We start from the raw sequence: 21,529 nt of genomic DNA, 5'->3' as shown, positions 1-21,529 counted from the left end.
CTGCGCGGCGCCCTGCCGGACGGGGAGATCATCATGGAAGCCCACATCAAGACGGTTGAATTCGATCGCCCGGACATGCTCACCGACGAGCAGTCCGGCGCCAGCTGCGTCGCCCATGCCTGGGCCAAGGTGCCGCCCGTGTTGTCGCGCGAGGAGCGCGATGAACTGAAGGCCCGCATCAAACGGCTGCTCAAGGAGCGGGAGGCCGTGCTGGTCGCGCATTACTACGTGGATGCCGATCTGCAGGACCTGGCCGAGGAAACCGGTGGCTGCGTGTCGGATTCGCTGGAGATGGCGCGCTTTGGTCGCGACCATTCGGCCAAGACGCTGGTGGTGGCGGGTGTGCGCTTCATGGGCGAGACCGCCAAGATCCTCAGTCCGGAAAAGACCGTGCTGATGCCGGATCTGGATGCGACCTGCTCGCTCGATCTGGGCTGTCCGCCGGATGAGTTCGCGGCTTTTTGCGATGCGCATCCGGATCGCACCGTGGTCGTCTATGCCAACACCAGTGCCGCCGTGAAGGCGCGTGCGGACTGGATGGTGACGTCCTCCATCGGCCTGAAGATCGTGAAGCATCTGCACGAGCAGGGCAAGAAGATCCTCTGGGCGCCTGACCGCCATCTTGGCAACTACATCCAGCAGCAGACCGGCGCCGACATGTTGATGTGGCAGGGCTCGTGCCTGGTGCATGACGAGTTCAAGAGTGTCGAGCTGGACCTGCTGCGCGCTGAGCACCCGAACGCGAAGATCCTCGTGCATCCGGAGTCGCCAGCCTCGGTGGTGGCGCAGGCGGATGTGGTGGGCTCGACCTCGCAACTGATTGCGGCAGCACAGTCGCTGTCGGCGCAGGAGTTCATCGTGGCGACCGACAACGGCATCCTGCACAAGATGCGCATGGCTGCGCCGGGCAAGCGCTTCATCGAAGCACCGACCGCCGGCAATAGCGCCACTTGCAAGAGCTGCGCGCATTGCCCGTGGATGGCGATGAATGCGCTCACGAACCTGGCCGAGGTGCTGGAAACCGGCCGCAACGAAATTCACGTCGATCCAGTGATCGGCAAACAGGCCGTGGTCTGCATTGACCGCATGCTTGATTTCTCCGCACGTGAGAAGGCCGCGGTCCGACCGCAGGGTGACCTGGCGGCCAACGCACAGCTCTTTCAAGGAATTGGCCCGGCATGACGGCAACTCAAATGAACGTGAACGCCGCACAGGCGATTTTCGATAGTTTTGGCCCGGCGCTGCGTGAAGCGCTGGCCGCTAACGTGGCCGCCGCCATTGCCGAGGACGTCGGTACGGGGGATCGCACGGGCTTGCTGGTTCCCGCCGATCGCCATGCGCGTGCGCGCGTGATCGTGCGTGAAGACGCCGTGCTGTGCGGCACGCCTTGGTTTGACGCCTGCATGCGCGCGGTGGATCCGTCGCTGCGCGTGACGTGGCATCAGCAGGAGGGCGATCGCATGTCGCCCGATTCGGTGGTGTGCGAGATCGAGGGCCCGGCGCGTTCGCTGCTGACTGCCGAGCGCCCGTCGCTGAATTTCCTGCAGTTGCTCTCTGGCGTGGCGACCGCAACAGCGCGCTATGCCGATGTCATTGCGGGTACGCGCGCTCGCGTGCTCGATACACGCAAGACGATGCCCGGTCTGCGCCTGGCGCAGAAGTACGCCGTGCGCATCGGTGGGGGCGAGAACCAGCGCCTGGCGCTGTACGACGGCATCCTCATCAAGGAAAACCACATCGCTGCGGCGGGTGGCGTGACGGCAGCCCTGCGCGCAGCGCAGGCGCTGAACACCGGGGTGTCGATTCAGGTTGAGGTGGAAACGCTCGCGCAGCTGGATGAAGCGCTGGCGGCCGGCGCCACGTCCGTGCTGCTTGATAACTTCGACACGCCCGCCATGCGGGAGGCCGTGCGCGTGACGGCGGGCAGGGCGCTGCTGGAAGTGTCCGGCGGCGTGAACATCGACACGATCCGCGCATTTGCCGAGACGGGCGTGGACCGCATCTCCGTCGGCGCGCTCACGAAGGACGTGCGCGCCACCGACTACTCCCTGCGTATCGTCGAGTCAGTCTGACTAGTTCCTGCGGGCGATCTGCCGATGGGTCGGCTGCATGACCGTCGGCAGTGCCTTGGGTAGTGTCTCGGGGTAGTCGCGCGAGAAATGCAGGCCGCGGCTCTCGTGCCTTGACAGCGCGCCGTCGACGATCAGCGAGGCCACCTCGACGAGGTTGCGCAGTTCCAGCAGATCGTGGCTCACACGGAAATTCTTGTAGTACTCGGCAATCTCTTCGCGCAGCAGTGCAATGCGATGCTGCGCACGTTCGAGCCGCTTGTTCGTGCGCACGATGCCGACGTAGTTCCACATCATGCGGCGCAGCTCGTCCCAGTTGTGCGAGACGACGACTTCTTCATCGGCGTCTGTCACGCGGCTCTCATCCCACGCCGGCATCTGAATGGCAGTTGGCTTTGACTGGGGTTGGGCAAGGATGTCTTCTGCCGCGCCGCGCCCGATCACCATGCATTCCAGCAGCGAATTGCTCGCCAGCCGGTTGGCGCCGTGCAGGCCGGTGTAGGCCGTTTCTCCCACGGCGTACAGGCCGGTGATGTCTGTGCGGCCGATGTGATCGGTCACCACGCCGCCGCATGTGTAGTGCGCGGCGGGCACCACCGGAATCGGCTGGCGCGTGATGTCGATGCCCAACTCCAGGCAGCGCGCCAGGATGGTTGGGAAATGTTCCTGGAGGAATGCGGGGCTCTGGTGGCTGATGTCGAGGTACACACAGTCCAGGCCGCGCTTCTTCATCTCAAAGTCGATGGCGCGGGCAACGATATCGCGCGGGGCCAGTTCGGCGCGTTCATCGTGTGCGGGCATGAAGCGTGTGCCATCCGGCAGGATCAGCTTGCCGCCCTCACCACGCACGGCTTCGGTAATCAAGAAGGATTTGGCGAACGGGTGGTAGAGGCAGGTCGGGTGGAACTGGATGAACTCCATGTTCGCCACGCGGCAGCCCGCGCGCCACGCCATGGCGATGCCGTCGCCGCTGGCCGTATCCGGGTTCGTCGTATAAAGGTAGACCTTGCCCGCGCCGCCGGTGGCCATCACGGTCTGGCTGGCGGTAAGCGTTTTGACTCGCCCGCTCTTGCAGTCGAGCACGTACAGACCGTGGCAATGCATACCTGGCCGGCCCAGCTTTGCATCGGTAATCAGGTCGATCGCGAAGTGGTCTTCCAGTAGCGTGATGTTCGGGTGATTGCGGACTTTTTCCACCAGCGTCGTCACCACGGCATGGCCGGTGGCATCCGCGGCGTGAATGATGCGGCGGTGACGATGGCCGCCTTCGCGCGTGAGGTGGAAGCCGAGTTCAGCCTGCTCGTCACGCGTGAACGGCACGCCGTGTCCGATTAACCATTCGATGGCTGAGCGCCCGTTCTCGATGATGTAGCGCGTGGCAGCCTCGTCGCATAGGCCAGCACCGGCGATGAGCGTGTCGTCGACGTGCTCGTCATGGCTGTCGCCCGAATCTAGCACGGCGGCAATGCCACCCTGCGCCCAATCGCTGGCGCCTTCCGGCAGGCTGCGTTTGCTGATGACGACCACACGGCGGTGATCGGCGAGGTGCAGGGCGACGGTCAGGCCCGCCAGGCCGCTGCCGACAACGGCAACATCGAAATTCATGGGAGACGCGAGACGCTGGGCAGACGCGGCTGCGGACCGGGGCAAGCCCTAGCACAGTCGCGTGTCAATCGAAAAGAGAAGCAGTGTACACCGCGCCTCGCGCCCCTGCGGGCAAATGCGACAGGCAACAAAAAACCCGCCTTGAAGCGGGTTTTTGCTGTCGGTCGTGCCGACGGAAACAAGACAATGCAATCGCGAGGATTACTTGATCTTGGTTTCCTTGTAAGCGACGTGCTTGCGGGCGACGGGATCGAACTTCATGATCTCCATCTTTTCCGGCTTGGTGCGCTTGTTCTTGGTGGTCGTGTAGAAATGACCCGTACCTGCGGTCGATTCCAGCTTGATCTTGTCGCGTCCGCCTTTGCTGGCCATGAGTTAACTCCTAATTAGACTTCGCCGCGTGCGCGCAGATCCACGAGCACTTCGTCGATGCCTTTTTTATCGATCAGGCGCAGACCGGCGTTCGAGACGCGCAGGCTCACCCAGCGGTTTTCGGATTCGACCCAGAAGCGGCGGTTCTGCAGGTTCGGCAGAAAACGGCGCTTGGTCTTGTTGTTTGCGTGGGAAACGTTATTGCCGACCATCGGCGCTTTCCCGGTCACTTGACAGACGCGTGCCATGGAGCACTCCTAACTAAATACGTTGGCTACAGTTTGCGACCGGGCGCTTTTGGCCAGACCTTGACCAAACCAAGCGCAGCGCCACTGTAGAGGTGGGACTTCAGCGAAACGCGGATTATACACACAAAACGGCTGGCAAATCAACGAGATCAGTGGATTGCCGTTGTGCAACCTGTGAGGCGGCGTCAGCGCTACATCTTGCCGTGTTCCAGAAAGCCATAGACCGTGGTGCGACCGACGATCATGTGATCCAGAACGATCACGTCAAGCAACGCCAGCGCGCGGCATAGCTCGCGGGTCAGGACGATGTCGGATTCGCTGGGTTCGGCGTGGCCGGTGGGGTGGTTGTGGGCCAGGATGACGGCTGCCGCATTGTGATGCAGAGCGCGCTTGGCAATTTCGCGCGGGTAGACGCGTGCCTCGGTTACCGTGCTAGATATGCGAAATAGCTTTTGCGCGTCCAAAGTGTGCAACGGTCTTTGGTAGCTAGGGGGAAAGTCCCGGTATTACTGGCCTTTTTTGTCCGACTTCAAAACAGATCGCCGCTCGCGGATCGCGGATTCTGCGCCTTTGGCTTCTTCTCTAGTGGCGCAGGCGCTGCCTCGATCAACTCCGCCGGATAGAGCGACAGGAAGGTTCGAGCCACCTCCTGGTCCCGGCAAGCCAGCCACTCACCCCATCGGTCGCGCCTCAACATGACAACCCCGCGCTTTTCGTTTGGAGTGCCATCTGGGTTGGTCGGCTTGTGCATGCGTTTGAAGATGGCGTGGTCGTCTGCGTTCAGCGTCAGCATTGCAAACGCGTAACGTGGCGGTCCACCTGCGGGCGACTCCCAAGTGCGCCAGACGCCAGCGATACCGAACTCGGCTTCACCCTTAATCCAGATTTTGTGCCGCACGTTGTGACCCGACTCGTAGCAGGGCTCGTAGATGGCCTCGACGGGCACGATGCAGAGATTGCAAGCTCTCCAGTACTTGCCGAACATTCGATTGGTGGCCACGGTTTCTGCACGCGCGTTCACTGGATTGGGAATGCCCGCGCGGGCGTACTCGGCGGGCGCGAATCCAAAGTTGGCTACGACGCAGTCCTGCTTGCCGTCTTTGTTGATGAGGATGAGCGGGGAATCGTAATCAGGGAATGTCTCTGGCGGGTACTCAAGCGGAGGACCAAGGCCCAGGAGCACCCTCAAGCGTTCGACCTTCGCCGGCGAGTAGTTGGTACACATCACGCTCCTCCCCATGCCCAGGACGCGATGGACCATTGTAGGCATTCTTCATGGTGGCATCTTTCCGCACGTGTCTATCTCGTACTCCCACTCCCGCAACCAGGACTCAGCCGCCAATTCGTCTCGAAGCGCGCCAAGGATGAGGCCTGTATCGGTTGTGCCTTCACCCGGCGGCAGTGACTGCTCGAGCTGCCGTGCGCGCATGATGACAACCTGCAGGCATTTGATTTCCCATAGCAGTCGGCGCACAACAGGGTCGTGGCCATACTGCTGCTGAATTTCCTGCAGGCGCCTTCTGGTGAGCGGCGGGAAGCGGCGCCGTAGTGGAAACGACATGTGGAATCCCCCAACGCGGTAACGCTACCGCCGGCCACGCGACAGGCGTTTCAACGCCTGCTCTTCTTCCGTCGACCAACTAATCGGCCGCTCCCAGAGGCTTGGCTCGGCGAACAATGCCGAATCAAGCGCATTCAATCTCGCCAAGAAGGGCTTATCGATGCCCCACAGCCGCGCCAGCGTGAGAACGCCGTACGCCTGTCTGGCGATGTCTTGCAGACGATAGATTTCCCAGAGCAGGTCGCGCACGTCGGGCGTGGGATTGCGCTGCCAGACGGCGCGAAGCGCTGCTGAAGAGAGCTTCTTACGCTGGTTTGCGGAGGTGGGAACGTCACGTGCTGGCATGGCTGAGATACTGTATATTTATCCAGTATCTGAGGCCAAAGACATCCCGTCAATGAGCGCCCGCTCGATGTGGCGGATGAGCCGCCAACAACGCGCGGCGAGTGCAGCTGACCTCTCGTCCAAGTGATGGCCAATAGCGGTCGGCTCAACCAAGCAGGCAGCGCCCATCTGAGTGCGCTCGAACAAAAAGATGATGCAAACAGAACAAGGGGTACGCATGCCCTCGCGAATTCCGCGGAACGGCCATATGACGACAACCACGGCGCGCGCCGGTACCAAGGAAGAGGCCCTGCGGCTGGTGGGGTCTGGCGGTGTCGCAGTTGTCGAACTGGACTACGAGTCAGGTTGGCAAGACGCCGTTGAGCTTGGCCGGCTCGGGCGGGCTGTAGGCGTTCGTGTCGAGTTCCGAGGGCACGAGAGTATCGCGGTCAAATCACTGGAAGCACTGGCTGCTGGACTTGCGCGTGCGAAGACCTCATTCCGGCAGCGGAATCTCTACTGCCAATTCGATCTGGACAATCTACCTGCTGCCGAGCTAACTCAACTTGAGGCGAAAGCAGCAAAGCTGGGTGACTACATTCTTGGTGGTCACTTGCTGCGCGACGTGGATATGGTTTGGGCTGCGTAGTGTCTCGCTCAAATAGTCACGAAGCTGCGCCCGCTTACTCTGGCCTGCTCAATAGTTACCACGAAAGGGGGCGCTGCCACTGGCAGCCGTGCTCTTAAGCTTCGACAACGTTTTCTTGGCTGCGAGCAGAACCACGTACGTTTCTACCGTTGCCTCCGCAGTCAGCGTCAGCAGCGTCTCGCGAAAGACCGGTGCGACCACTTCTGGCGGCAAACCAACCCTGTCGGCAATGTCGCGCACGTAAGCGTAGTGCGCTTCGTGAAGCTCAGGGACGTTCATGTCTTCCGTGGCGCTTGCCACGACTTCGAGTTTCCCGACTTTTCATGATAGCTCGGCCAGGTCCTCAGGGATCGGCCCGTCCGCAACTCGCGGCCACTGAGGCGAGCATGGCCAGACTGGTGATGACCTGCCCCCCATTCACCAAATGGGGGCCGTTGCCTGAATGGAGAGAAATACCCCACGCACATTGATGTCGCGCATCCTGTCAAGCTCCTCCAGGGAAACCGCATCAATAGTGCGCATAGTCAAAATGCCGGCGTTGACCACCACGACGCTGATCGCGCCAAATCGTTCGACTGCCTGCGCCACCGCTCGGCTGATGGCCTCGGGATCGGTGCTGTTGGCTTCGATGGCTGCGGCGCGGCCCCCCTCACTCTCGACCAGACGGGCGTGGTAGCTGCTCTTGGCGGGCAGTCCGCGCGCTGCGACCGGGGTACTTCGCCCATCGTCCGTGGCCACAAAAGGCAACGCCCGAGGCGTCGCCATATTGTGCCAATGGTCTCGAAAATCTGGAATTAGAGGAGTTACTCTAATAAAAAATTTAACTACTAATTCGCACCAGTTTTTCCAAACAGCTTCGCAATCCCTCCAAAGGGAGGCATCGAAGCTCTTCTTTTTACGTGGTTCGCCCATTAATATGCGGTCATCCGCGACAGGAAATCGCCTAATTACGCCGTTGTGCTTAAAGGCAGAAAATGATCTTCCGCGCGCTATACCAAATAACAGATCTTGATTTCCTTGTCGGCACTCCTCGCATACGAGGCAGTTTTCGTGGCTTTCAGAAAACGCCCCTCAGCATCTCGAGTTTGCTGAGTACGTCATCACTCTTTGATCAGACAGCGGTCGCCATTATCGGCGGCCGCAGGGTACTTGCGACCATGTGTCGTGCGATAAACCAACAACTGCAAGTGATATGAAAAGAATGAACGATTTTGGTGATGGCGTACATGCCGTCGGTTCCCTGACTTTCTTCATGAAATTCTGCCCTACACCGGAGATTCCACACGGAATGCCTATATCTGTGGCGGCGCTGACCTGCTCGATGAATGCGGCGAGCCTGGCCAGCCTGCCGGAGGATTTGTCGCCTGCGACAATGACCTTTGAAAGCGTCGTGCTTGGCAGGCATCCGGTTATTAAGATGAAACTGTCGGTCGGCGAACTCGAAGTTCTCTGGCTTGCTGACGCGCAGGACCAGGATACTTGGCAGGACATTTATTTGTGGAAGGAGTCGAAGTTCCTGCCGATTGTTATCGGCGTTGAGCTGGACAATGAATGGGTCTACCGGACATATATGCCGGAGATGCCGGATTGCGCCATGGAAGAGCCGCGCGAACTGCTGCACAAGAACGATATGTGGGGTGACGTGGAGCCTTGGGCCAGTATGGTTGAGTACGCCAAGGGCCACCAAGCCGCATATCCTTACATGACTAATCGGGTGCCGCCAGTTCCCCGTCCCGACGACATGAAGGACGTCAAGTTGGTCCTATCGCCTAGTGAGTGGGTGAATTCTGCGCGTTCTCCGCTGGAGCACTTGCCCTTGTGGCAATTGCAGGAAGCAAAGCACTGATACGAGTTAGACGTCATAGTTGTCACATGGCTAACCGTGGCCTGAAGTTCAGGCCATCCTCGACAGGAAATCACCCAGATCAAGCTGCTTGCGGGGCAGGGTAGAAGCAGATCTTCCGCACGCCATATCAAATAGCAGATTCTGATTTCCTTGTCGGTGCGTCTATGCCAAAAGGGGAATGATCTGCAGAGTTTGATTCGATGGCGTGCTTACCTTTAAAAATTTATGTAGGATTGAAGAAGTGGAAACGGAATTCACGACGGGAACGAGCTTTCTGGCAATCGGTGAACTGAAGGAGCTCCAGTCATTTGGAGTGGAGTTCAAGAATGCGCGCGGATTGCCTGGAAATCTTCCTGTGTTGACGTGCCATATTGGGGAAAAGCAGAAGCATTTTCTGGGGCCAAAAATCGGAAAAGGCAGTCTCGGTTTTGGATATATCCCGCTCGACGATGGAATCAAGCTGCAGATGATTCGCATCCAACTTGGAGACTTGCAGTTCTGCTGGATAGCGGAGATGGACGACCCCGACCTCTGGGCTGACCCACCCGCGCAGCGTCAAACCAGCTGCAAGAACGTATATCTCCAAAATAGGGTGATGTTTTGCGCGGGCGGGGCCGAAAGCCAAAATGAGCGGTAGAACGCAGGCTGTTTTTTTTTGCTCGCAAATGCCAAATTCGGTGCGTCAACTGCACAGAGCTGGCGTGCCGCCGAGAAGGCAGCTCAAGCCGCGTAGTTGCCAGGAAACTGATTGCGAAATGGCGCATCGAGTACAACACCGAGCGGCCTCGCAGCTCGCTCGTGCGCTCAAGCAATGCGTGGAGTTGTTAAGGCACAACGAGGATGTATCTACCTACGTCGATGTAAGCCCCCGGCGAAGGCAACTTGAAGGTGGCGATTGAGCGAATTGAACAGTTCCTCACCGTTCGATAATTGCCTGTAGATTCTCGCGCAGCGACACCGCGCGCTCGGGTACACGCGGTAGTGCCACCTCGGCGATGCAACGCTCGAGTAATGAGTCCCCAAGGATGTGTGCAACCCGCGCCCACGTCAGCAAATGCGCCGGATGGTGTAGCTCCGCATTCGCTGCCACGGCTCGGGCCGCATTGTGGAAAGTTCTGGGATATGCAGCGAATGGAGCGAAAAATGCATCAGATTGCCGGGGCCACTCGGATACGAGGAAAGCAACCGACTCCGTTGCATCCTGCTCTGTCGCGCCATACGCGAACTCGGCATCGGAATCATTTCGGAAGCCAGAGATGATTGATCCACGCCAAGCGCAATCGAAGTCACGGAACGCCTGTGGGGCCGGTAATTCACCGCCGGCGATATCGCCCAGGGCAAGGAGATGTGCGCCGAGTTTGACCTGAAATACGTGACCCCGAGCACGATGCTGTATCTCGACCACGTGCACCACCCCGCCAGGAAGCTCACGTCGTGCGATGTCGCCATTTCGTTTGAATCCCGCATTCGTGAGACATGGAAAAAACTGCTCGCGCAACTCGCGGCTCACCGCTTTCTTATCCATAGCGTAGTTTCACCTATTGGCTTTCATTCACTATCGCAAATATGGATGCCCCATACAACACGATCGTCACCAGAAATAAAAGAGCAAGTGAGAGTTCAAAGAGCCCTCAGCTCTTCAAGACAAAGAATTGCTCATCCAGGAAGGCAATCGCGTAGCTTGGTTGGCTGTAGGCACCCGGCGAGGGCGTTTTGCTGTGAATGAAGTTGCGGGCCAGCAAGGTACCACCTTCGGCGCCCATCGATGGGGCAGCAACTCGCCGATGATCCTCATCTTCTGCGTAGGCAACCTTTTCAACAAACGCTATATCGGCTCGTTGATCGTCAATGATGCGTCAGGCGCATCAAACACGGGGCAGGGTCGCTACTTTGAGGGAGCTCCCGGGCGCAACTGGATTGTCGGAGCAATTCTTGCTTATCAGTTTTGATGCTGGATCTCGCGGGTGAAAACGCGCTGGAACCGCCGCTATTGTCGTCGATAAAACGGGCCCGCGCGGATTGCAGGGCCATGATGTTGGCGCGCCGGTGGAGCTAGCGAGCACGATTGCTGCACGTTGGCGTTCGCGTCGTGTCCATCTGGCTGCCTTGGCACGAGGCGTCGTCCGGCTGGCCGCGCTCGTCGGCAGCGGCAGAAGCGCCGGGCGCGCCTTGCGATGGAGAGATACCGCGATTGTTCCGGGGCTCATCGCCCTGAGCCTTTGGGGCGGGATGGCGCGAATGGACCTGGGTATTCAATTCGTAGCCATACACAAATTCCCCATGACTCGCGGACGGGAAGGCGAGGGCTAGCAGCACGAGGGCGCTGTCTGTGGTTTGAAAGCGATAAGACATAGGTTGCTCCACATCGCACACACTTCCGATATTCGATTCCGTGTTCTGCGCGGTTCAGTGCGGTATCGGGAGGGTGGCGTTTGGCGTTGTGATTCCAAACGAAGTGTGTCTGCCGGAGTTCTGTCATTCCGTTGGCGCGTTTACGTGTCTGCGTTCATGGACCGCATGCGCACGAAACCGAAGTGCCGGCCATGGCCAAGCTTGAGCGCCATCTCGATCCACACCATGGCCCACGGTTCGAGGTAGCGCGCGGCTTTCAGTTCGCCCATGTCGACCGCGTCGAATCCCAGGGCCATAGCCAACGCCATCACACGCTGCCGCGCGGCGGCGTCGTCGCCGGCCACCGGCATGAACAGGTTGCCGCCGGGATAGCGTGGGTCGCGCATATTTTCAAAGCCGGTGGTGTTGAAGGCCTTGACGACGCGCGCGGTGGGTGCTGCCCTGGCGATTTCCTCGGCGCCTGAACTGGTCGTGCCGATCGAAAGGCCCACCAGCCCTGGCGCGATCGGATTGGTCGCGTCCACCAAGATTCGGCCTGTCCACTGAGGGATGGCCCGTGCGATCTGGAGCGCGGCTGCATACGGCGTTGCCAGGATGACGAGGTCCGCCGTTTCAATAGCGTCTTCTACGGTCGTGACCACCACACTGCGGTCTTCGGTCGCTGTTGCCAGATGCCGATATTTTTCCGGCTCGGGCACACCGAAACGCACGGGGTATCCGGCGGCAAGAAGCGCCGAACCGAGTGACTGACCGACTTGGCCGGCTCCAAGAATCGCGACTGGCATGGATTGAGATGGTTGCATGGAAGGGGGTAATGAAAGCCGTGATTCAGACCGTTATTCGCCCAGCGCCCGGATGACAAGCTCCGCCGTCTCCATGCCCGAGAAATTTTGCTGGCCCGTGATGAGGTTGCCATCGCGTACGGCGAAGCTGCGCCACAAACCGGCCTGCACATAGTTCGCGCCGATGCGGCGCATCGCATCTTCAATGCACCACGGCATGACATGGCGATCGCGCGAGAGCAGGTTCATGTTCCAGACGGCGTCATCGGCAAATGCCTCTTCGACATTGGCAAACCCGGTTACCGTCTTGCCCTTGGCCAGGTATTCCCCTGATGGCAACCTCGCAAAGTTCAGAATCGACACGCCGTGACATAGCGCCGCCGCCACCTTGCCTGCCATGTAGAACTCCACAAACTTTGCATGCAGGTTGACGGCCGCTTCCATGGTGAACATCGGCGCTTGGCCGCCGGCCACCACGATGGCGTCAAATGCCTCGACGTCTATTTCGTCGACCTTGCGGGTGGAGTCGACCAGTGCGCGCAAGCGCGGCGTATGGATAAAGCCCTGGCTGATTAAGTCGTTCGCGGAGTACCCGCTTGCGTCACCCGGGGCGCTCATGGCGTCGGCCTCGCAGGCGCCGCCGTTAGGGCTGAAGAGCGCCACTTCGTAGCCCTTTTCACTGAATGCAAAGTACGGGTGCGTCAGCTCGCTCCACCAGAAGCCCACGGGCCAGCCTGTCGTGGTGGACACGGCAGGGTTGGATAGAACAATGGCAACCCGCTTTGGCGTATTCGGATTCAGGGGATTGGGGTCTTGCAGGCTCATGGGCTGTCTCTGTGCAGGGCTGGATGTGGGAATTGTTGTTGTTTTCTCCGGGAAGTTAAATACACAATAAAGCGACTCATCGTTATCCATAAGGGCAACAATTCATGACGCTCGCGCAGCTGGAGATCTTCGTAAAAGTGGTGCAATCGGGCAGTTTTACCCGTGCAGCCGAGCTTTTGGGCACGAACAAGGGCTACCTGAGCCGGGTGCTTGCGCAGATCGAGGCCGAGCTGGGTGCCAAGCTTCTGGAGCGGACAACGCGCACGCTTTCGGTCACGGAAACTGGCCGGGAGGTGTTTGAGCGATCGGTCGGCATTCTTGCTGCGGTGGAGGAGACGCGCCGCGTTGCGCAACACGCGCAGAGCGAACCGCGCGGACAGCTACGCCTGACTTGCGGTGTTGAATTCGGCATGCTGGCCGTCACTGGCTGGGTGCAGGAGTTTCTGGCGCGGTTCCCGATGGTGTCGTGCGATGTGGAATACACGTCTCGTGTAATCGACCTTGTGCATGAAGGGTTCGATCTGGCTATCCGCATCGGGCCGCTGCCCGAGAGCCGGCTCGTGGCGCGCAAGTTGGGCGAGTTGGAGTATGGCCTGTTTGCCTGTCCGCGCTATCTGCAACGGCACGGCGTGCCGCAATCCGCAGATCAGCTGGACGCGCATAGCCTCATCATGTTTTCTGCCGGCTCGCACCGCGCGGGCTGGACTCTTGCGCAAGCGCGTCAGCAACTGTCCATCGATACCGTGCCGCGGCTGCGTGTGAACAACAGCTTTGCGGTGCGTGACGCCGTGCTCGGTTCGCTCGGTATTGGCCGGCTCCCGTTGATGGTGGCGGGGCCTGAAGTAGAGGCGGGGCGCCTCGTGCGCGTGCTGGCCGATTGGCACACGCCCACGGCGGAGGTGCATGCCGTGTATCCAAGCAGCCGCTACCTTGCACCGAAGGTCAGGAGCTTCATCGATTTTGCCGCCGAGAGCTTTCCGCGCTTGGCCGAACGGGCGCGGAGGTCGGTCGCAGCGAATTGCCAGGCATCGGGCTGACTGTCGGTTTCGGCCACAACCTGGGTAGGCAGGCTTGGTGCGGGCACCTGGAGATGTCGTACATCTCTCCTTCGACGCGGGACCAATTCCCACGCGCGGTCAGGCTTACAACTGCTTGAGGCCGGCCAAAATGCCGGCGTGACGCGTGGCAACCACCTCCCAATCCACAAGCCGCCAAAATGCCTCGAGCCATTCCTCTGGATCAGCATAGTCTCCGGCCCATGCATGGTGCCAGACGTCGCACACCAGCAGTCCGGCTTTCCCGAGCGGAAGGACGTTTGCATTGCCCGGTAGTGCGATTACGTCCATGTGCATCGCATTTTCCGGGTCCATCACAAGAAAGACCCAGCCGTCTCCGCCAAGGCCGACCATAGCGTCCTTGAACACGGTGCGAAACGCGTCGAACGATCCAAACCGTTTCTCGATGTGCGTCAGCAGCGGGCCCGACGGATCCAGCAACGGTGCTGGGCGGACAATCTTCCAGAAGAACTGGTGATTGGCATGACCGGCACCGCTGTTGAGTACCACTTGCTTCAGGGCGACCGGCATTTCCGAAGACCGACGCAACAACGCCTCGATCGTCTGGCCGAGCCACGCATCGTGCTCTCGAAGTGCCGCGTTGACGGCGTCGACATGCGCCTGCTGCACCTGACGCAGGCGTCTGACGGCGTTCCTGCTCAACAGGGGCTCAAAGGCATTGTCGGCGTAACGAGGCGGCGGCAACAGGAACGGGGCAAGCGCCCCTGCGCTTGACGCGTTCATAACGACTTGCTCGACATGAATGGAGCCCCCGATTGCACGCGTTATGCCTCTACGAGATGTTTGAGGTTCTCTTCATAGAGAATCGTCTGGATTGCCGCGCCGCGCGGGCTGGCCCAGTCGGTTGCAAGCTCCGCCAACAACTGGTTGGTGGTGGTAATGGTGACGCCGTGCTTCGCCATCCGATCAAGAGAGGTCTGATCTGCCATCTGTGTGGGCGAGCCGCCTGCATCCGCAACGACCTGCACCTCAAAGCCGTCTTCCACCGCGCTGATGGCGGGGTAGACGATGCAGACGTCGTTGGTCAGGCCGGCCATGATGATCTTCTTTCGACCAGTCGCCAGTACTGCCTGCTTGAAGGGCTCATACATCCAGCAGTCGACGACACCGGGGCGCTTGATACGGTTCTCGTAGGCCTGCGGTGCAATGTGCTGGATGTCGTCAAGGAGGAGCCCTTGGAAATGGTCTTCCTGGCTGGATGTCAGCACGAGTGGCATGTCGGACTCAATGGCCGTGCGCGCCAATGCGCGCGTGTTGCGCACAATCTCTTCATAGGGAGTCGACGTTGCCAGCTTGATGGTTCCCCGCTGATGGTCAATCAGAAGCATGACGGCGTTGTCCGGGGAGAAGAGGTTTTTCATCGCGTAATCCTTGTGAGCGCAGACGTGGAGGGCAGCGAACGACAAAGCGAATCGCCGCCGGCGAGCGATCGCAGCCAGGTGTTGTGGCAGCGTCTCGAGATCAAACGGTTGCATTTATAGACGTTGCTTTTGTCTGTGACTAGATGAACAATCGGATACAGTTTGTCTATTGAATAAAGACAATGGATCAATTGGATACGCTTGAAGCGCTCGTCGTCGCGGCGGATGCGGGAAGCTTTGCTGCCGCGGGTCGGCGGCTTGGAAAGTCGCGCGACTATGTCAGCAAGGCGGTGGCCGAACTGGAAGCGCGCTTGGACGTTGTGCTTATCCAGCGGACAACGCGCCGTGCCGCGTTGACCGAGGCAGGGGAGGCCTATGTCAGAGAGATTCGGCCACTAGTAGAGGGCTTGCGCACCGCAGACCGGAACACGGTGTTTCACGCGCGTGGCGTACGCGGCAAGATCCGTGTCAACGCCCCGTTGATGTGGGGGCAAGCCGTGCTTTCGACGTACATCCCCGGCTATCTCGAAAGCCATCCGGATATCGAACTCGAGCTTCAACTGAGCGACGAAATTTCTGACGCGCCGTTGGCGACGGCCGATGTCACGGTCCGGTTGTCTCCGTCAGTGGATGCCGAACTGTATTCGGACGAGCTTGGGCAGATCAAACGCATGCTGTGCGCAGCGCCCGATTATCTAGACCGGCATGGCGCACCCCTGACGCCGGAAGGCCTGCTGAAACACGAGTGCCTGCTATACGGAAACCTCTCCTCCGGCCCTACGTGGATTTTGAAGCGCAGAGGTGAAGTGATTCGACTTCCCGTCCATGGGCGCTTTTCATGCAACAACGGCAATGTGCTGGCGAACGCTGCCTGCGCTGGTCAGGGAATCGTGACGTTGCCGGAATTCGTCGCGGCGCCGTATCTTGCGGACGGTCGGCTGGCGCTCGTGCTGCAGGGCTGGGAGCCCGCTCCGCTGATCTTGCACGCTATCGTTGCACATGCCAACGCAGAATCGCCCCGCATTCAATCGTTTGTCGGTTACCTCCGCGACTGTCTATCTGCGGGTCTAACGAAGCCGGCAAACGCCACGCGGCGTCGCAAACCGCAATCAAATCGGCGAACGGCGGCAACGTAGCGACCACCATGTGCCTCGTGGCTGGTGTGCTGAAGCATATTTTCGTCGCCATCTGGCAACGTGCCGATCAAGTCGATCCTTTTCGGGGACCGCAATGACCTGGCTGATCTCGCTGTCCCAACGAAGCTGCCTTCGCAGCCTGGTGTCGCCCTTCAAGAAGATGATGGTTTCTTCGTCGACTTTGGCCCGCTTGCTGGCGATTGGGAAGGAGATGGAGGCGATACCTTCGTCGTTGGAGGCGTTCGTTTGCATGATTTTGTTCCTTGGCGTTGGGCGTGCTCGTCCTCTCCACCAGCTATTGGGCCGTAGCCGTTATCGGCGGCGCGCTCGCCGTCTTCAGCGGCTTCGTGCTCAACGCCTACTACACCTACATCCCCGAGACGATGCCGACGCAGTTGCGTGCCTTGGGCAATGGCATCGTGATGTCGGGTGCACGGGTCGGTGGTGGGGCATCCGGCGTAATGGGCGCGGCACTCGTGACAGCAGGTGGCCTGCAGTACGTGACGTGGACCGCCGCCGCAATCTACATTGCGTTTGCCATCCCTGTGCTGACCTTCGGCCCGCGCACCACGAATCGTTCGCTGGAAGCCGTGGCGGATGAACAGCTGGGGCTGCGCAATGGAGGCGAGGCCCCAAGGCTGCCACACACGCGACTGCCTGAAATCTCTTTTACGTGCCCCGGCTGTAAGGACTATTCCATGTTGCCTGTTCAAGAAAACCGGGTGGTCTCCACGCTCGGGGGCACCTACGACGTTAAGGTCGACCAGGGGAGAGTGGAAATCTGCCACGGTGCCCCATGCAGCCAGTCGACGAGTATGAGCGCAAGGGGATCGCTCTCGGCTCTGGCACCGCGGTGCATGGCGGTAAGTGTCATATTGCTCAACGCATTTTCCCGAGTTCACGGGGATACGCCCAGAGCGAGATGTGCCTGCTCACCGTGCTTACCATTTCATCTTGCCTTGCTCTGCGCGCGTGTCCTCTTCTGTTGCCTGCTGGCGCCAGCCGTCAGCGACGCTGGTTAGCGTTGCCGATGCCTTGGGGTAAAGATGCGTCTTGTCCGCCTATTGCTGATACCGCTCAGCAAGATGTCGCGCTTGGCCGCCTCCGCAAACTGCGCAGCCTGATCCCCCAGTCGCACAATGGATTGGTGGTTTCTTCCCCAGTCTGGCAATGCTCTAACGACTTCATCCACGCATTGCTGAGGCGTCATGCCATTTACGTGGAGGCCAACCGCAACCGCGCTCCCTGGTTGCCCTCAGTTCAGCGCAGGAGAGACGGCTTGCGGGCTCGCAGGACCAATTGTGTCGGGCGGCTCGTAACAAGTCCGTGTATCTATCTACCTATGTGGCTCGATAGAAATGTAGATGTGTAGAAATGTATGGCAACCAGGGGGTCCGCTGTCGGCGGCGCTTGATAGCCAATCCATATCGCGTCTGGTCCTCATCGAAAGGTGACTGGGGAGGGCAGTTCGATGGACGCTCATACCGTAGTGCCTCAGAGGTCTTGGACTGAGGCGCGTCTCGCCAGCACCAAGACCAGGTAGCAGGGCTACCTATGCTACAAAGTCTATAAATACTAAGCGGTGGCGTCACGACGAAGAACTGCTTTGGTTTGGCCTCAAATTTTGCCCTGATCGCCAGGTGTCGCGCTGTCGAGGTCAAGTGAGCGCGATGTGGAGGTCAAGTCCACGCGATGTAGAGGTCAAGTGAAAGCGATGTGGAGGTCAAGTTTCCGAGGGTACCGGCAAAAAAAATATGTGCCCCTGTTCTCGACCTGTTCCTGAGAATTTGCCTGCGTCGCGTGAGTTGTAGCCGCAAGATGCGTGTCGTTTTTCCATATACAAGTGGGTCGCTGTCGCAAGTTCATAACTTGTAGTAGCACCTCACAACGCCGTTCTCAGTCGCATTCGCGAAACACGAGCGCAGCCACCAGTAGGTCAAGTAGAACGCGTGGTCGTTGAAATGCTTCACGCCGACAAGTTTTGACGGCTTGTAGTGCAAGAAATCAGGCGCATCTGCATCTTTCTTATAGATTTCCACTTTCACCATGGCCTTCGATGCCCGGTCATTCCACGCGTCGAAGTCCGCGACAATCTTCCTGGCTGCACTCGGCCCGAACGTCTCCATCGAGTAGTCGTAATGGAGCAACTCAATGAAGGGACCGTCAGCGGGATAGGCGTCCTGATTGTCTCGGTCGAAGCCAACCATTTCCGCCAGGACGTCGTGCCAGTCCCTACCAGGACACCCGAGTTCCAATGAGTATTCGTGCCGTAGCTCGTAGGTGTAGATGGAGGCACTCTTCAGTCCATCCGACCCGTATCGACCGGGTACCTCGTCGATATACGTCGCGTTTTCCCACTTGTGCCCTGTTTCGGGATCTATCCACCATCCGAGCGTGCTGACGCCCTCTGCCAGCAGCTTCAGCCCCTTGCACATTTCATAGACAAACATTTGTGTTTCCTGCATTCCTGGTTGCGAGCGGGTCGATTGACCCACCCGCGCAGCATCAAACTAGCTGCAAGAACGTATATCTCCAAAATGGGGTGATGTTTTGCGCGGGCGGGGCCGAAAGCCAAAAAGAGCGGTAGAACGCAGGCTGCTTTTTTTTGCTCGCGAATGCCAAATTCGGTGCGTCAACTGCACAGAGCTGGCGTGCCGCCGAGAAGGCAGCTCAAGCCGCGTAGTTGCCAGGCAACTGATTGCGAAATGGCGCATCGAGTACAACACCGAGCGGCCTCGCAGCTCGCTCGTGCGTTCAAGTAATGCGTGGAGTTGCTCAGGCACAGCGAGGATGTATCTATGCACAGCAGCGGGCCGCTGGTGGCGCGCTTCACTGCAGGCAAGCCTGCGTGCGGCGGACGAGCCCGTGTACGGCCACCCGGCTCTTCTCGCCGCAGTGGCGGCCATCGAGCGGTGTACCCGTGAAGGCGAGAAGGTCCTAGTGTTTGGCCGCTACACTAGGCCCATGCAGGTCTTAGAGCAGTTGCTCCACACTCGGGAGATGCTGCGTAGGCTGGTTGATGGCCGCTATTGGCCAAAAAGCCGCCTGCGTGAAAGCAGTGACGGTGCCGGCCAACGAACCGCAGTACGCGCTGCCCAAAAGCAATGGGCGCACGAGCATGGGGTTGCACACCTATAGCTTTGGACCGGATCAATGAGGACCTCGCTCAACGGTTCCGGTGCACGTGGCGTCTAGCGCTCGGAGAGTCAGTGCTCGTGGGCGAGCGCCGGCTCACTTCTTGCGCTGCGGAATACGGTGTAACTGTGCCAATGCCTCGCAACTCATTCTGGATAGTGCGCGCCCCCAGAAATTTCGCCTGCGGAGTTCAGTCCCCGAACCTGAAGTGCTGAGGTCATCAGGAAGATAACCAGCAGCACGCCAGTTGCCACTTTCAGTTCAGGAGCGTCAGCGTTTGGGAGCAACGGCGCCCCAAGGGGCAAGCGCGTACTTGTTTCGGTGATGCCGGGAATCAGGTGGAAAAAGAACGTCGCAGTCATTGCCACGGTTTCCACCCGACGGCCGTTCGTACTGAAAAATGTCGTCTTCCGCGCGAGCCATACGATACCGAGAGTCAGCAGGGTCAGGATGCCAAGCACATGCGGCTTTCCGAAGCCTCCATGCTGGAAGATGCCAAAGCCGGTGAGGCAGGACAGCACCGTTGCTGCAACGTAGATTTGACCGGCGACCGACGCTGGTTCGATACGCCGATTCTGCGCAAATGCGACAACAGCTGCAATCACTGCGATGAGGCTGAGTAGGGTGTGCACTACGCCGAGCTGTGTGAGGCCGAACATGATGAGGGCTCCTATGGGAAACGACCATCAAAACAAAAGAGCCGCTGGCGCACACGGAAATAGAGGGAGTTGGTGCGCCAGCGGGACACGACGAACCGGTCAGCGATGAGTGTGCTTTTGGCTGATGCCGAAATTTGCGGTGTCACGCGAGATCAAGTGCACGTTTCACACCTGCACCGTAGGCCGGGTCGGCCTTGGTGAAGTGCTCGATTTGCGCGCGCTGGATGTCTTCCGGCACCTGCGACAGGCCCCCCGCGATGGTTGCAAACAGGCGCTGGCGCTGGTCTTCGTCAAACAGGCGGAACAGCGCACCGGCCTGACTGTAGTAGTCCGCATCGACACGGTGGTCATGGCGCGCGGCTACGCCTTCAAGCGCAAGCGGCGGCTCTTCGCCACAGCGGTCCTGCGCGAACGCGCCCTCACGGTTGGGCTCGTAGTTGAGCTTGCTGCCGAGGTTGCCGTCGGTGCGCATCGCCCCATCGCGATGAAAGCTGTTGTGGAACGGGCACTTGGGTGCGTTCACCGGAATCTGGTGGTGGTTCACGCCCAGGCGGTAGCGCTGTGTGTCGCCGTACGAGAACAGGCGGCCCTGCAGCATCTTGTCGGGCGAGAAGCCGATACCCGGCACCACGTTGGCCGGTGTGAAGGCGGCCTGTTCGAACTCGGCAAAGTAGTTGGTCGGGTTGCGATTGAGCTCCAGCACGCCCACGTCGATCAGCGGGTAGTCCTTGTGCGGCCACACCTTGGTCAAGTCGAACGGGTTGAGGTGGTACCTGGCCGCATCGGCCTCGGGCATGATCTGCACCTTCAGGTTCCAGCGGGGGAAGTCGCCACGTTCAATGCTTTCGTACAGATCGCGCTGGGCACTTTCGCGGTCTTGCGCGACCACCCGTGCGGCTTCTTCGTTTGTGTAGTTCTGGATGCCCTGCTGCGTCTTGAAGTGGAATTTCACCCAGAAGCGCTCGCCGGCTTCATTGATGAGCGAGAAGGTGTGCGAGCCAAAGCCGTCCATGTGGCGGTACGTCTTGGGGATGCCGCGGTCGCTCATCACGATCGTCACCTGGTGCAGCGTCTCGGGGTTCTTGGAGAAAAAGTCCCACGCCGCGACGGCGCTGCGCAGGTTGGTGCGCGGGTCCCGCTTCTGCGTGTGGATGAAGTCCGGGAACTTGAGTGGATCGCGCAGGAAAAACACCGGCGTGTTGTTGCCCACCAGATCCCAGTTGCCTTCATCGGTATAAAACTTGATGGCAAAGCCGCGCGGGTCACGCTCGGCATCGGCCGCGCCGCGTTCGCCAGCCACGGTGGAGAAGCGCAGGAACACCGGCGTTTCCTTGCCCAACTGGGCGAAGATCGAGGCCTTGGTGTACTGCGTGATGTCGTGCGTGACGGTGAATTTGCCAAACGCACCCGAGCCCTTGGCGTGTACGCGGCGCTCGGGGATGACCTCACGATCAAAGTGCGCGAGTTTTTCCAGGAACCACACGTCTTCAAGCAGCATCGGGCCACGGGGGCCGGCAGTCATTGAGTTC

The 21,529-nt window shown here is 59.7% G+C and carries 27 protein-coding genes and 1 pseudogene; 10 read left to right on the top strand and 18 right to left on the bottom strand.

Annotation, left to right across the window (positions count from 1 at the left end; translation table 11 throughout):
• Positions 1-33 precede the first annotated feature (33 nt).
• Both nadA and nadC read left to right on the top strand, forming a co-directional pair.
• A complete protein-coding gene (gene nadA, locus C404_RS47045; protein WP_021195743.1) occupies positions 34-1,182 on the top strand; it encodes a quinolinate synthase NadA in 1,149 nt (382 codons plus the stop codon).
• Positions 1,179-2,072, top strand: a complete 894-nt coding sequence (gene nadC, locus C404_RS47040; RefSeq protein ID WP_031329629.1) for a carboxylating nicotinate-nucleotide diphosphorylase — start codon at positions 1,179-1,181, stop codon at positions 2,070-2,072. The genes nadA and nadC overlap by 4 nt, the downstream gene beginning before the upstream one ends.
• On the opposite strand, the gene nadB is transcribed toward nadC, so the two are convergent.
• The 7 genes and pseudogenes from nadB to C404_RS47005 all read right to left on the bottom strand — a co-directional run bounded on the left by nadB (position 2,073) and on the right by C404_RS47005 (position 6,200).
• The gene (nadB, locus tag C404_RS47035) at positions 2,073-3,674 is read right to left on the bottom strand and encodes an L-aspartate oxidase (protein WP_021195741.1); all 1,602 of its coding nucleotides are present in this window, start codon (positions 3,672-3,674) and stop codon (positions 2,073-2,075) included.
• A 201-nt stretch (positions 3,675-3,875) separates the two neighbouring features.
• Positions 3,876-4,046 carry a 50S ribosomal protein L33 gene (gene rpmG / locus C404_RS47030; protein ID WP_003262397.1) on the bottom strand — a complete coding sequence of 57 codons (171 nt, stop codon included), beginning with the start codon at positions 4,044-4,046 and terminating at the stop codon, positions 3,876-3,878.
• Between the two features lie 14 nt (positions 4,047-4,060).
• Positions 4,061-4,294 carry a 50S ribosomal protein L28 gene (rpmB, locus tag C404_RS47025; protein WP_004631999.1) on the bottom strand — a complete coding sequence of 78 codons (234 nt, stop codon included), beginning with the start codon at positions 4,292-4,294 and terminating at the stop codon, positions 4,061-4,063.
• Positions 4,295-4,485: 191 nt separating this feature from the next.
• Positions 4,486-4,749, bottom strand: a pseudogene (locus C404_RS47020) (JAB domain-containing protein); the annotation flags it as partial.
• A gap of 74 nt (positions 4,750-4,823) precedes the next feature.
• Positions 4,824-5,519: an SOS response-associated peptidase family protein gene (locus C404_RS47015; RefSeq protein ID WP_031329625.1), complete on the bottom strand. Its 696-nt coding sequence runs from the start codon at positions 5,517-5,519 to the stop codon at positions 4,824-4,826.
• 48 nt (positions 5,520-5,567) lie between these two features.
• Entirely contained in the window at positions 5,568-5,855 is a 288-nt protein-coding gene (locus tag C404_RS47010) for a hypothetical protein (protein ID WP_021195738.1), read from the bottom strand.
• A gap of 24 nt (positions 5,856-5,879) precedes the next feature.
• Complete coding sequence (locus C404_RS47005) at positions 5,880-6,200, bottom strand: hypothetical protein (RefSeq protein WP_021195737.1); 321 nt, start codon at positions 6,198-6,200, stop codon at positions 5,880-5,882.
• A 247-nt stretch (positions 6,201-6,447) separates the two neighbouring features.
• Here C404_RS47005 and C404_RS47000 point away from each other — a divergent pair, with 247 nt between their 5' ends.
• Positions 6,448-6,828 carry a hypothetical protein gene (locus tag C404_RS47000; protein ID WP_021195736.1) on the top strand — a complete coding sequence of 127 codons (381 nt, stop codon included), beginning with the start codon at positions 6,448-6,450 and terminating at the stop codon, positions 6,826-6,828.
• 48 nt (positions 6,829-6,876) lie between these two features.
• Here the strand turns inward: C404_RS47000 and C404_RS46995 are convergent, their stop codons facing one another.
• Together C404_RS46995 and C404_RS46990 are read right to left on the bottom strand one after the other, a co-directional pair.
• A complete protein-coding gene (locus tag C404_RS46995; RefSeq protein ID WP_021195735.1) occupies positions 6,877-7,128 on the bottom strand; it encodes a DUF3562 domain-containing protein in 252 nt (83 codons plus the stop codon).
• A gap of 117 nt (positions 7,129-7,245) precedes the next feature.
• Positions 7,246-7,740: an SDR family NAD(P)-dependent oxidoreductase gene (locus tag C404_RS46990; RefSeq protein ID WP_232317399.1), complete on the bottom strand. Its 495-nt coding sequence runs from the start codon at positions 7,738-7,740 to the stop codon at positions 7,246-7,248.
• Positions 7,741-8,020: 280 nt separating this feature from the next.
• Between C404_RS46990 and C404_RS46985 the strand changes: the two genes are divergently transcribed.
• From C404_RS46985 to C404_RS61030, 3 genes are all read left to right on the top strand, one after another.
• Positions 8,021-8,674, top strand: coding sequence for a hypothetical protein (locus C404_RS46985; protein ID WP_152905869.1), 654 nt, complete (start codon positions 8,021-8,023; stop codon positions 8,672-8,674).
• 241 nt (positions 8,675-8,915) lie between these two features.
• Entirely contained in the window at positions 8,916-9,311 is a 396-nt protein-coding gene (locus tag C404_RS46980; RefSeq protein ID WP_021195732.1) for a hypothetical protein, read from the top strand.
• An 8-nt stretch (positions 9,312-9,319) separates the two neighbouring features.
• Positions 9,320-9,502, top strand: a complete 183-nt coding sequence (locus C404_RS61030; protein WP_152524464.1) for an integrase core domain-containing protein — start codon at positions 9,320-9,322, stop codon at positions 9,500-9,502.
• Positions 9,503-9,590: 88 nt separating this feature from the next.
• Here C404_RS61030 and C404_RS46975 read toward each other — a convergent pair whose 3' ends face one another.
• A complete protein-coding gene (locus C404_RS46975) occupies positions 9,591-10,199 on the bottom strand; it encodes a DUF4304 domain-containing protein (RefSeq protein ID WP_021195731.1) in 609 nt (202 codons plus the stop codon).
• A 127-nt stretch (positions 10,200-10,326) separates the two neighbouring features.
• Here C404_RS46975 and C404_RS60020 point away from each other — a divergent pair, with 127 nt between their 5' ends.
• Entirely contained in the window at positions 10,327-10,623 is a 297-nt protein-coding gene (locus tag C404_RS60020) for a hypothetical protein (protein WP_152524458.1), read from the top strand.
• Between the two features lie 543 nt (positions 10,624-11,166).
• Here the strand turns inward: C404_RS60020 and C404_RS46970 are convergent.
• A complete protein-coding gene (locus C404_RS46970) occupies positions 11,167-11,811 on the bottom strand; it encodes an NADPH-dependent F420 reductase (protein WP_031329623.1) in 645 nt (214 codons plus the stop codon).
• Between the two features lie 51 nt (positions 11,812-11,862).
• The gene (locus tag C404_RS46965; RefSeq protein WP_198158895.1) at positions 11,863-12,723 is read right to left on the bottom strand and encodes a type 1 glutamine amidotransferase domain-containing protein; all 861 of its coding nucleotides are present in this window, start codon (positions 12,721-12,723) and stop codon (positions 11,863-11,865) included.
• A 14-nt stretch (positions 12,724-12,737) separates the two neighbouring features.
• Between C404_RS46965 and C404_RS46960 the strand changes: the two genes are divergently transcribed.
• The gene (locus tag C404_RS46960) at positions 12,738-13,670 is read left to right on the top strand and encodes a LysR family transcriptional regulator (RefSeq protein WP_021195727.1); all 933 of its coding nucleotides are present in this window, start codon (positions 12,738-12,740) and stop codon (positions 13,668-13,670) included.
• 105 nt (positions 13,671-13,775) lie between these two features.
• On the opposite strand, the gene C404_RS0130140 is transcribed toward C404_RS46960, so the two are convergent.
• Both C404_RS0130140 and C404_RS46955 read right to left on the bottom strand, forming a co-directional pair.
• Positions 13,776-14,432, bottom strand: a complete 657-nt coding sequence (locus tag C404_RS0130140; protein ID WP_021195726.1) for a superoxide dismutase — start codon at positions 14,430-14,432, stop codon at positions 13,776-13,778.
• Between the two features lie 41 nt (positions 14,433-14,473).
• The gene (locus C404_RS46955; RefSeq protein WP_021195725.1) at positions 14,474-15,184 is read right to left on the bottom strand and encodes an isochorismatase family protein; all 711 of its coding nucleotides are present in this window, start codon (positions 15,182-15,184) and stop codon (positions 14,474-14,476) included.
• Between the two features lie 68 nt (positions 15,185-15,252).
• Here C404_RS46955 and C404_RS58875 point away from each other — a divergent pair, with 68 nt between their 5' ends.
• Positions 15,253-16,206 (top strand): LysR family transcriptional regulator, encoded by a 954-nt coding sequence (locus tag C404_RS58875; protein WP_021195724.1) that lies wholly within the window; start codon positions 15,253-15,255, stop codon positions 16,204-16,206.
• Here the strand turns inward: C404_RS58875 and C404_RS60015 are convergent.
• Positions 16,180-16,458, bottom strand: a complete 279-nt coding sequence (locus C404_RS60015; RefSeq protein ID WP_152524457.1) for a hypothetical protein — start codon at positions 16,456-16,458, stop codon at positions 16,180-16,182. The two genes, C404_RS58875 and C404_RS60015, sit on opposite strands and share 27 nt — an antisense overlap.
• A gap of 23 nt (positions 16,459-16,481) precedes the next feature.
• Here C404_RS60015 and C404_RS60695 point away from each other — a divergent pair, with 23 nt between their 5' ends.
• A complete protein-coding gene (locus C404_RS60695; protein ID WP_232317400.1) occupies positions 16,482-17,228 on the top strand; it encodes an MFS transporter in 747 nt (248 codons plus the stop codon).
• An 840-nt stretch (positions 17,229-18,068) separates the two neighbouring features.
• Here the strand turns inward: C404_RS60695 and C404_RS46945 are convergent.
• The 3 genes from C404_RS46945 to C404_RS46935 form a co-directional block, all read right to left on the bottom strand.
• Positions 18,069-18,656, bottom strand: coding sequence for a hypothetical protein (locus tag C404_RS46945; RefSeq protein ID WP_021195722.1), 588 nt, complete (start codon positions 18,654-18,656; stop codon positions 18,069-18,071).
• 831 nt (positions 18,657-19,487) lie between these two features.
• Positions 19,488-20,000 carry a hypothetical protein gene (locus tag C404_RS46940; protein WP_021195720.1) on the bottom strand — a complete coding sequence of 171 codons (513 nt, stop codon included), beginning with the start codon at positions 19,998-20,000 and terminating at the stop codon, positions 19,488-19,490.
• Between the two features lie 142 nt (positions 20,001-20,142).
• Complete coding sequence (locus tag C404_RS46935; RefSeq protein ID WP_235180657.1) at positions 20,143-21,522, bottom strand: catalase; 1,380 nt, start codon at positions 21,520-21,522, stop codon at positions 20,143-20,145.
• Positions 21,523-21,529: the final 7 nt, after the last annotated feature.

This window comes from Ralstonia sp. AU12-08 (genome assembly GCF_000442475.1).
Classification (GTDB): Bacteria; Pseudomonadota; Gammaproteobacteria; order Burkholderiales; family Burkholderiaceae; genus Ralstonia; species Ralstonia insidiosa.
Note: the sequence above shows the minus strand (reverse complement) of the source record. Positions and strands in the feature narration are given on the sequence as shown.

Excerpts from the sequence above, each read along its gene's own strand:
- nadA (WP_021195743.1), top strand. The coding sequence starts at position 34 with ATGGAAGCCCACATCAAGACGGTTGAATTCGATCGCCCGGACATGCTC.
- nadC (WP_031329629.1), top strand. The coding sequence starts at position 1,179 with ATGACGGCAACTCAAATGAACGTGAACGCCGCACAGGCGATTTTCGAT.
- nadB (WP_021195741.1), bottom strand. The coding sequence starts at position 3,674 with ATGAATTTCGATGTTGCCGTTGTCGGCAGCGGCCTGGCGGGCCTGACC.
- rpmG (WP_003262397.1), bottom strand. The coding sequence starts at position 4,046 with ATGGCCAGCAAAGGCGGACGCGACAAGATCAAGCTGGAATCGACCGCA.
- rpmB (WP_004631999.1), bottom strand. The coding sequence starts at position 4,294 with ATGGCACGCGTCTGTCAAGTGACCGGGAAAGCGCCGATGGTCGGCAAT.
- C404_RS47015 (WP_031329625.1), bottom strand. The coding sequence starts at position 5,519 with ATGTGTACCAACTACTCGCCGGCGAAGGTCGAACGCTTGAGGGTGCTC.
- C404_RS47010 (WP_021195738.1), bottom strand. The coding sequence starts at position 5,855 with ATGTCGTTTCCACTACGGCGCCGCTTCCCGCCGCTCACCAGAAGGCGC.
- C404_RS47005 (WP_021195737.1), bottom strand. The coding sequence starts at position 6,200 with ATGCCAGCACGTGACGTTCCCACCTCCGCAAACCAGCGTAAGAAGCTC.
- C404_RS47000 (WP_021195736.1), top strand. The coding sequence starts at position 6,448 with ATGACGACAACCACGGCGCGCGCCGGTACCAAGGAAGAGGCCCTGCGG.
- C404_RS46990 (WP_232317399.1), bottom strand. The coding sequence starts at position 7,740 with ATGGGCGAACCACGTAAAAAGAAGAGCTTCGATGCCTCCCTTTGGAGG.
- C404_RS46985 (WP_152905869.1), top strand. The coding sequence starts at position 8,021 with ATGAAAAGAATGAACGATTTTGGTGATGGCGTACATGCCGTCGGTTCC.
- C404_RS46975 (WP_021195731.1), bottom strand. The coding sequence starts at position 10,199 with ATGGATAAGAAAGCGGTGAGCCGCGAGTTGCGCGAGCAGTTTTTTCCA.
- C404_RS46970 (WP_031329623.1), bottom strand. The coding sequence starts at position 11,811 with ATGCCAGTCGCGATTCTTGGAGCCGGCCAAGTCGGTCAGTCACTCGGT.
- C404_RS46965 (WP_198158895.1), bottom strand. The coding sequence starts at position 12,723 with ATGGATAACGATGAGTCGCTTTATTGTGTATTTAACTTCCCGGAGAAA.
- C404_RS46960 (WP_021195727.1), top strand. The coding sequence starts at position 12,738 with ATGACGCTCGCGCAGCTGGAGATCTTCGTAAAAGTGGTGCAATCGGGC.
- C404_RS0130140 (WP_021195726.1), bottom strand. The coding sequence starts at position 14,432 with ATGAACGCGTCAAGCGCAGGGGCGCTTGCCCCGTTCCTGTTGCCGCCG.
- C404_RS46955 (WP_021195725.1), bottom strand. The coding sequence starts at position 15,184 with ATGCAACCGTTTGATCTCGAGACGCTGCCACAACACCTGGCTGCGATC.
- C404_RS58875 (WP_021195724.1), top strand. The coding sequence starts at position 15,253 with ATGGATCAATTGGATACGCTTGAAGCGCTCGTCGTCGCGGCGGATGCG.
- C404_RS60015 (WP_152524457.1), bottom strand. The coding sequence starts at position 16,458 with ATGCAAACGAACGCCTCCAACGACGAAGGTATCGCCTCCATCTCCTTC.
- C404_RS46945 (WP_021195722.1), bottom strand. The coding sequence starts at position 18,656 with ATGTTTGTCTATGAAATGTGCAAGGGGCTGAAGCTGCTGGCAGAGGGC.
- C404_RS46940 (WP_021195720.1), bottom strand. The coding sequence starts at position 20,000 with ATGTTCGGCCTCACACAGCTCGGCGTAGTGCACACCCTACTCAGCCTC.
- C404_RS46935 (WP_235180657.1), bottom strand. The coding sequence starts at position 21,522 with ATGACTGCCGGCCCCCGTGGCCCGATGCTGCTTGAAGACGTGTGGTTC.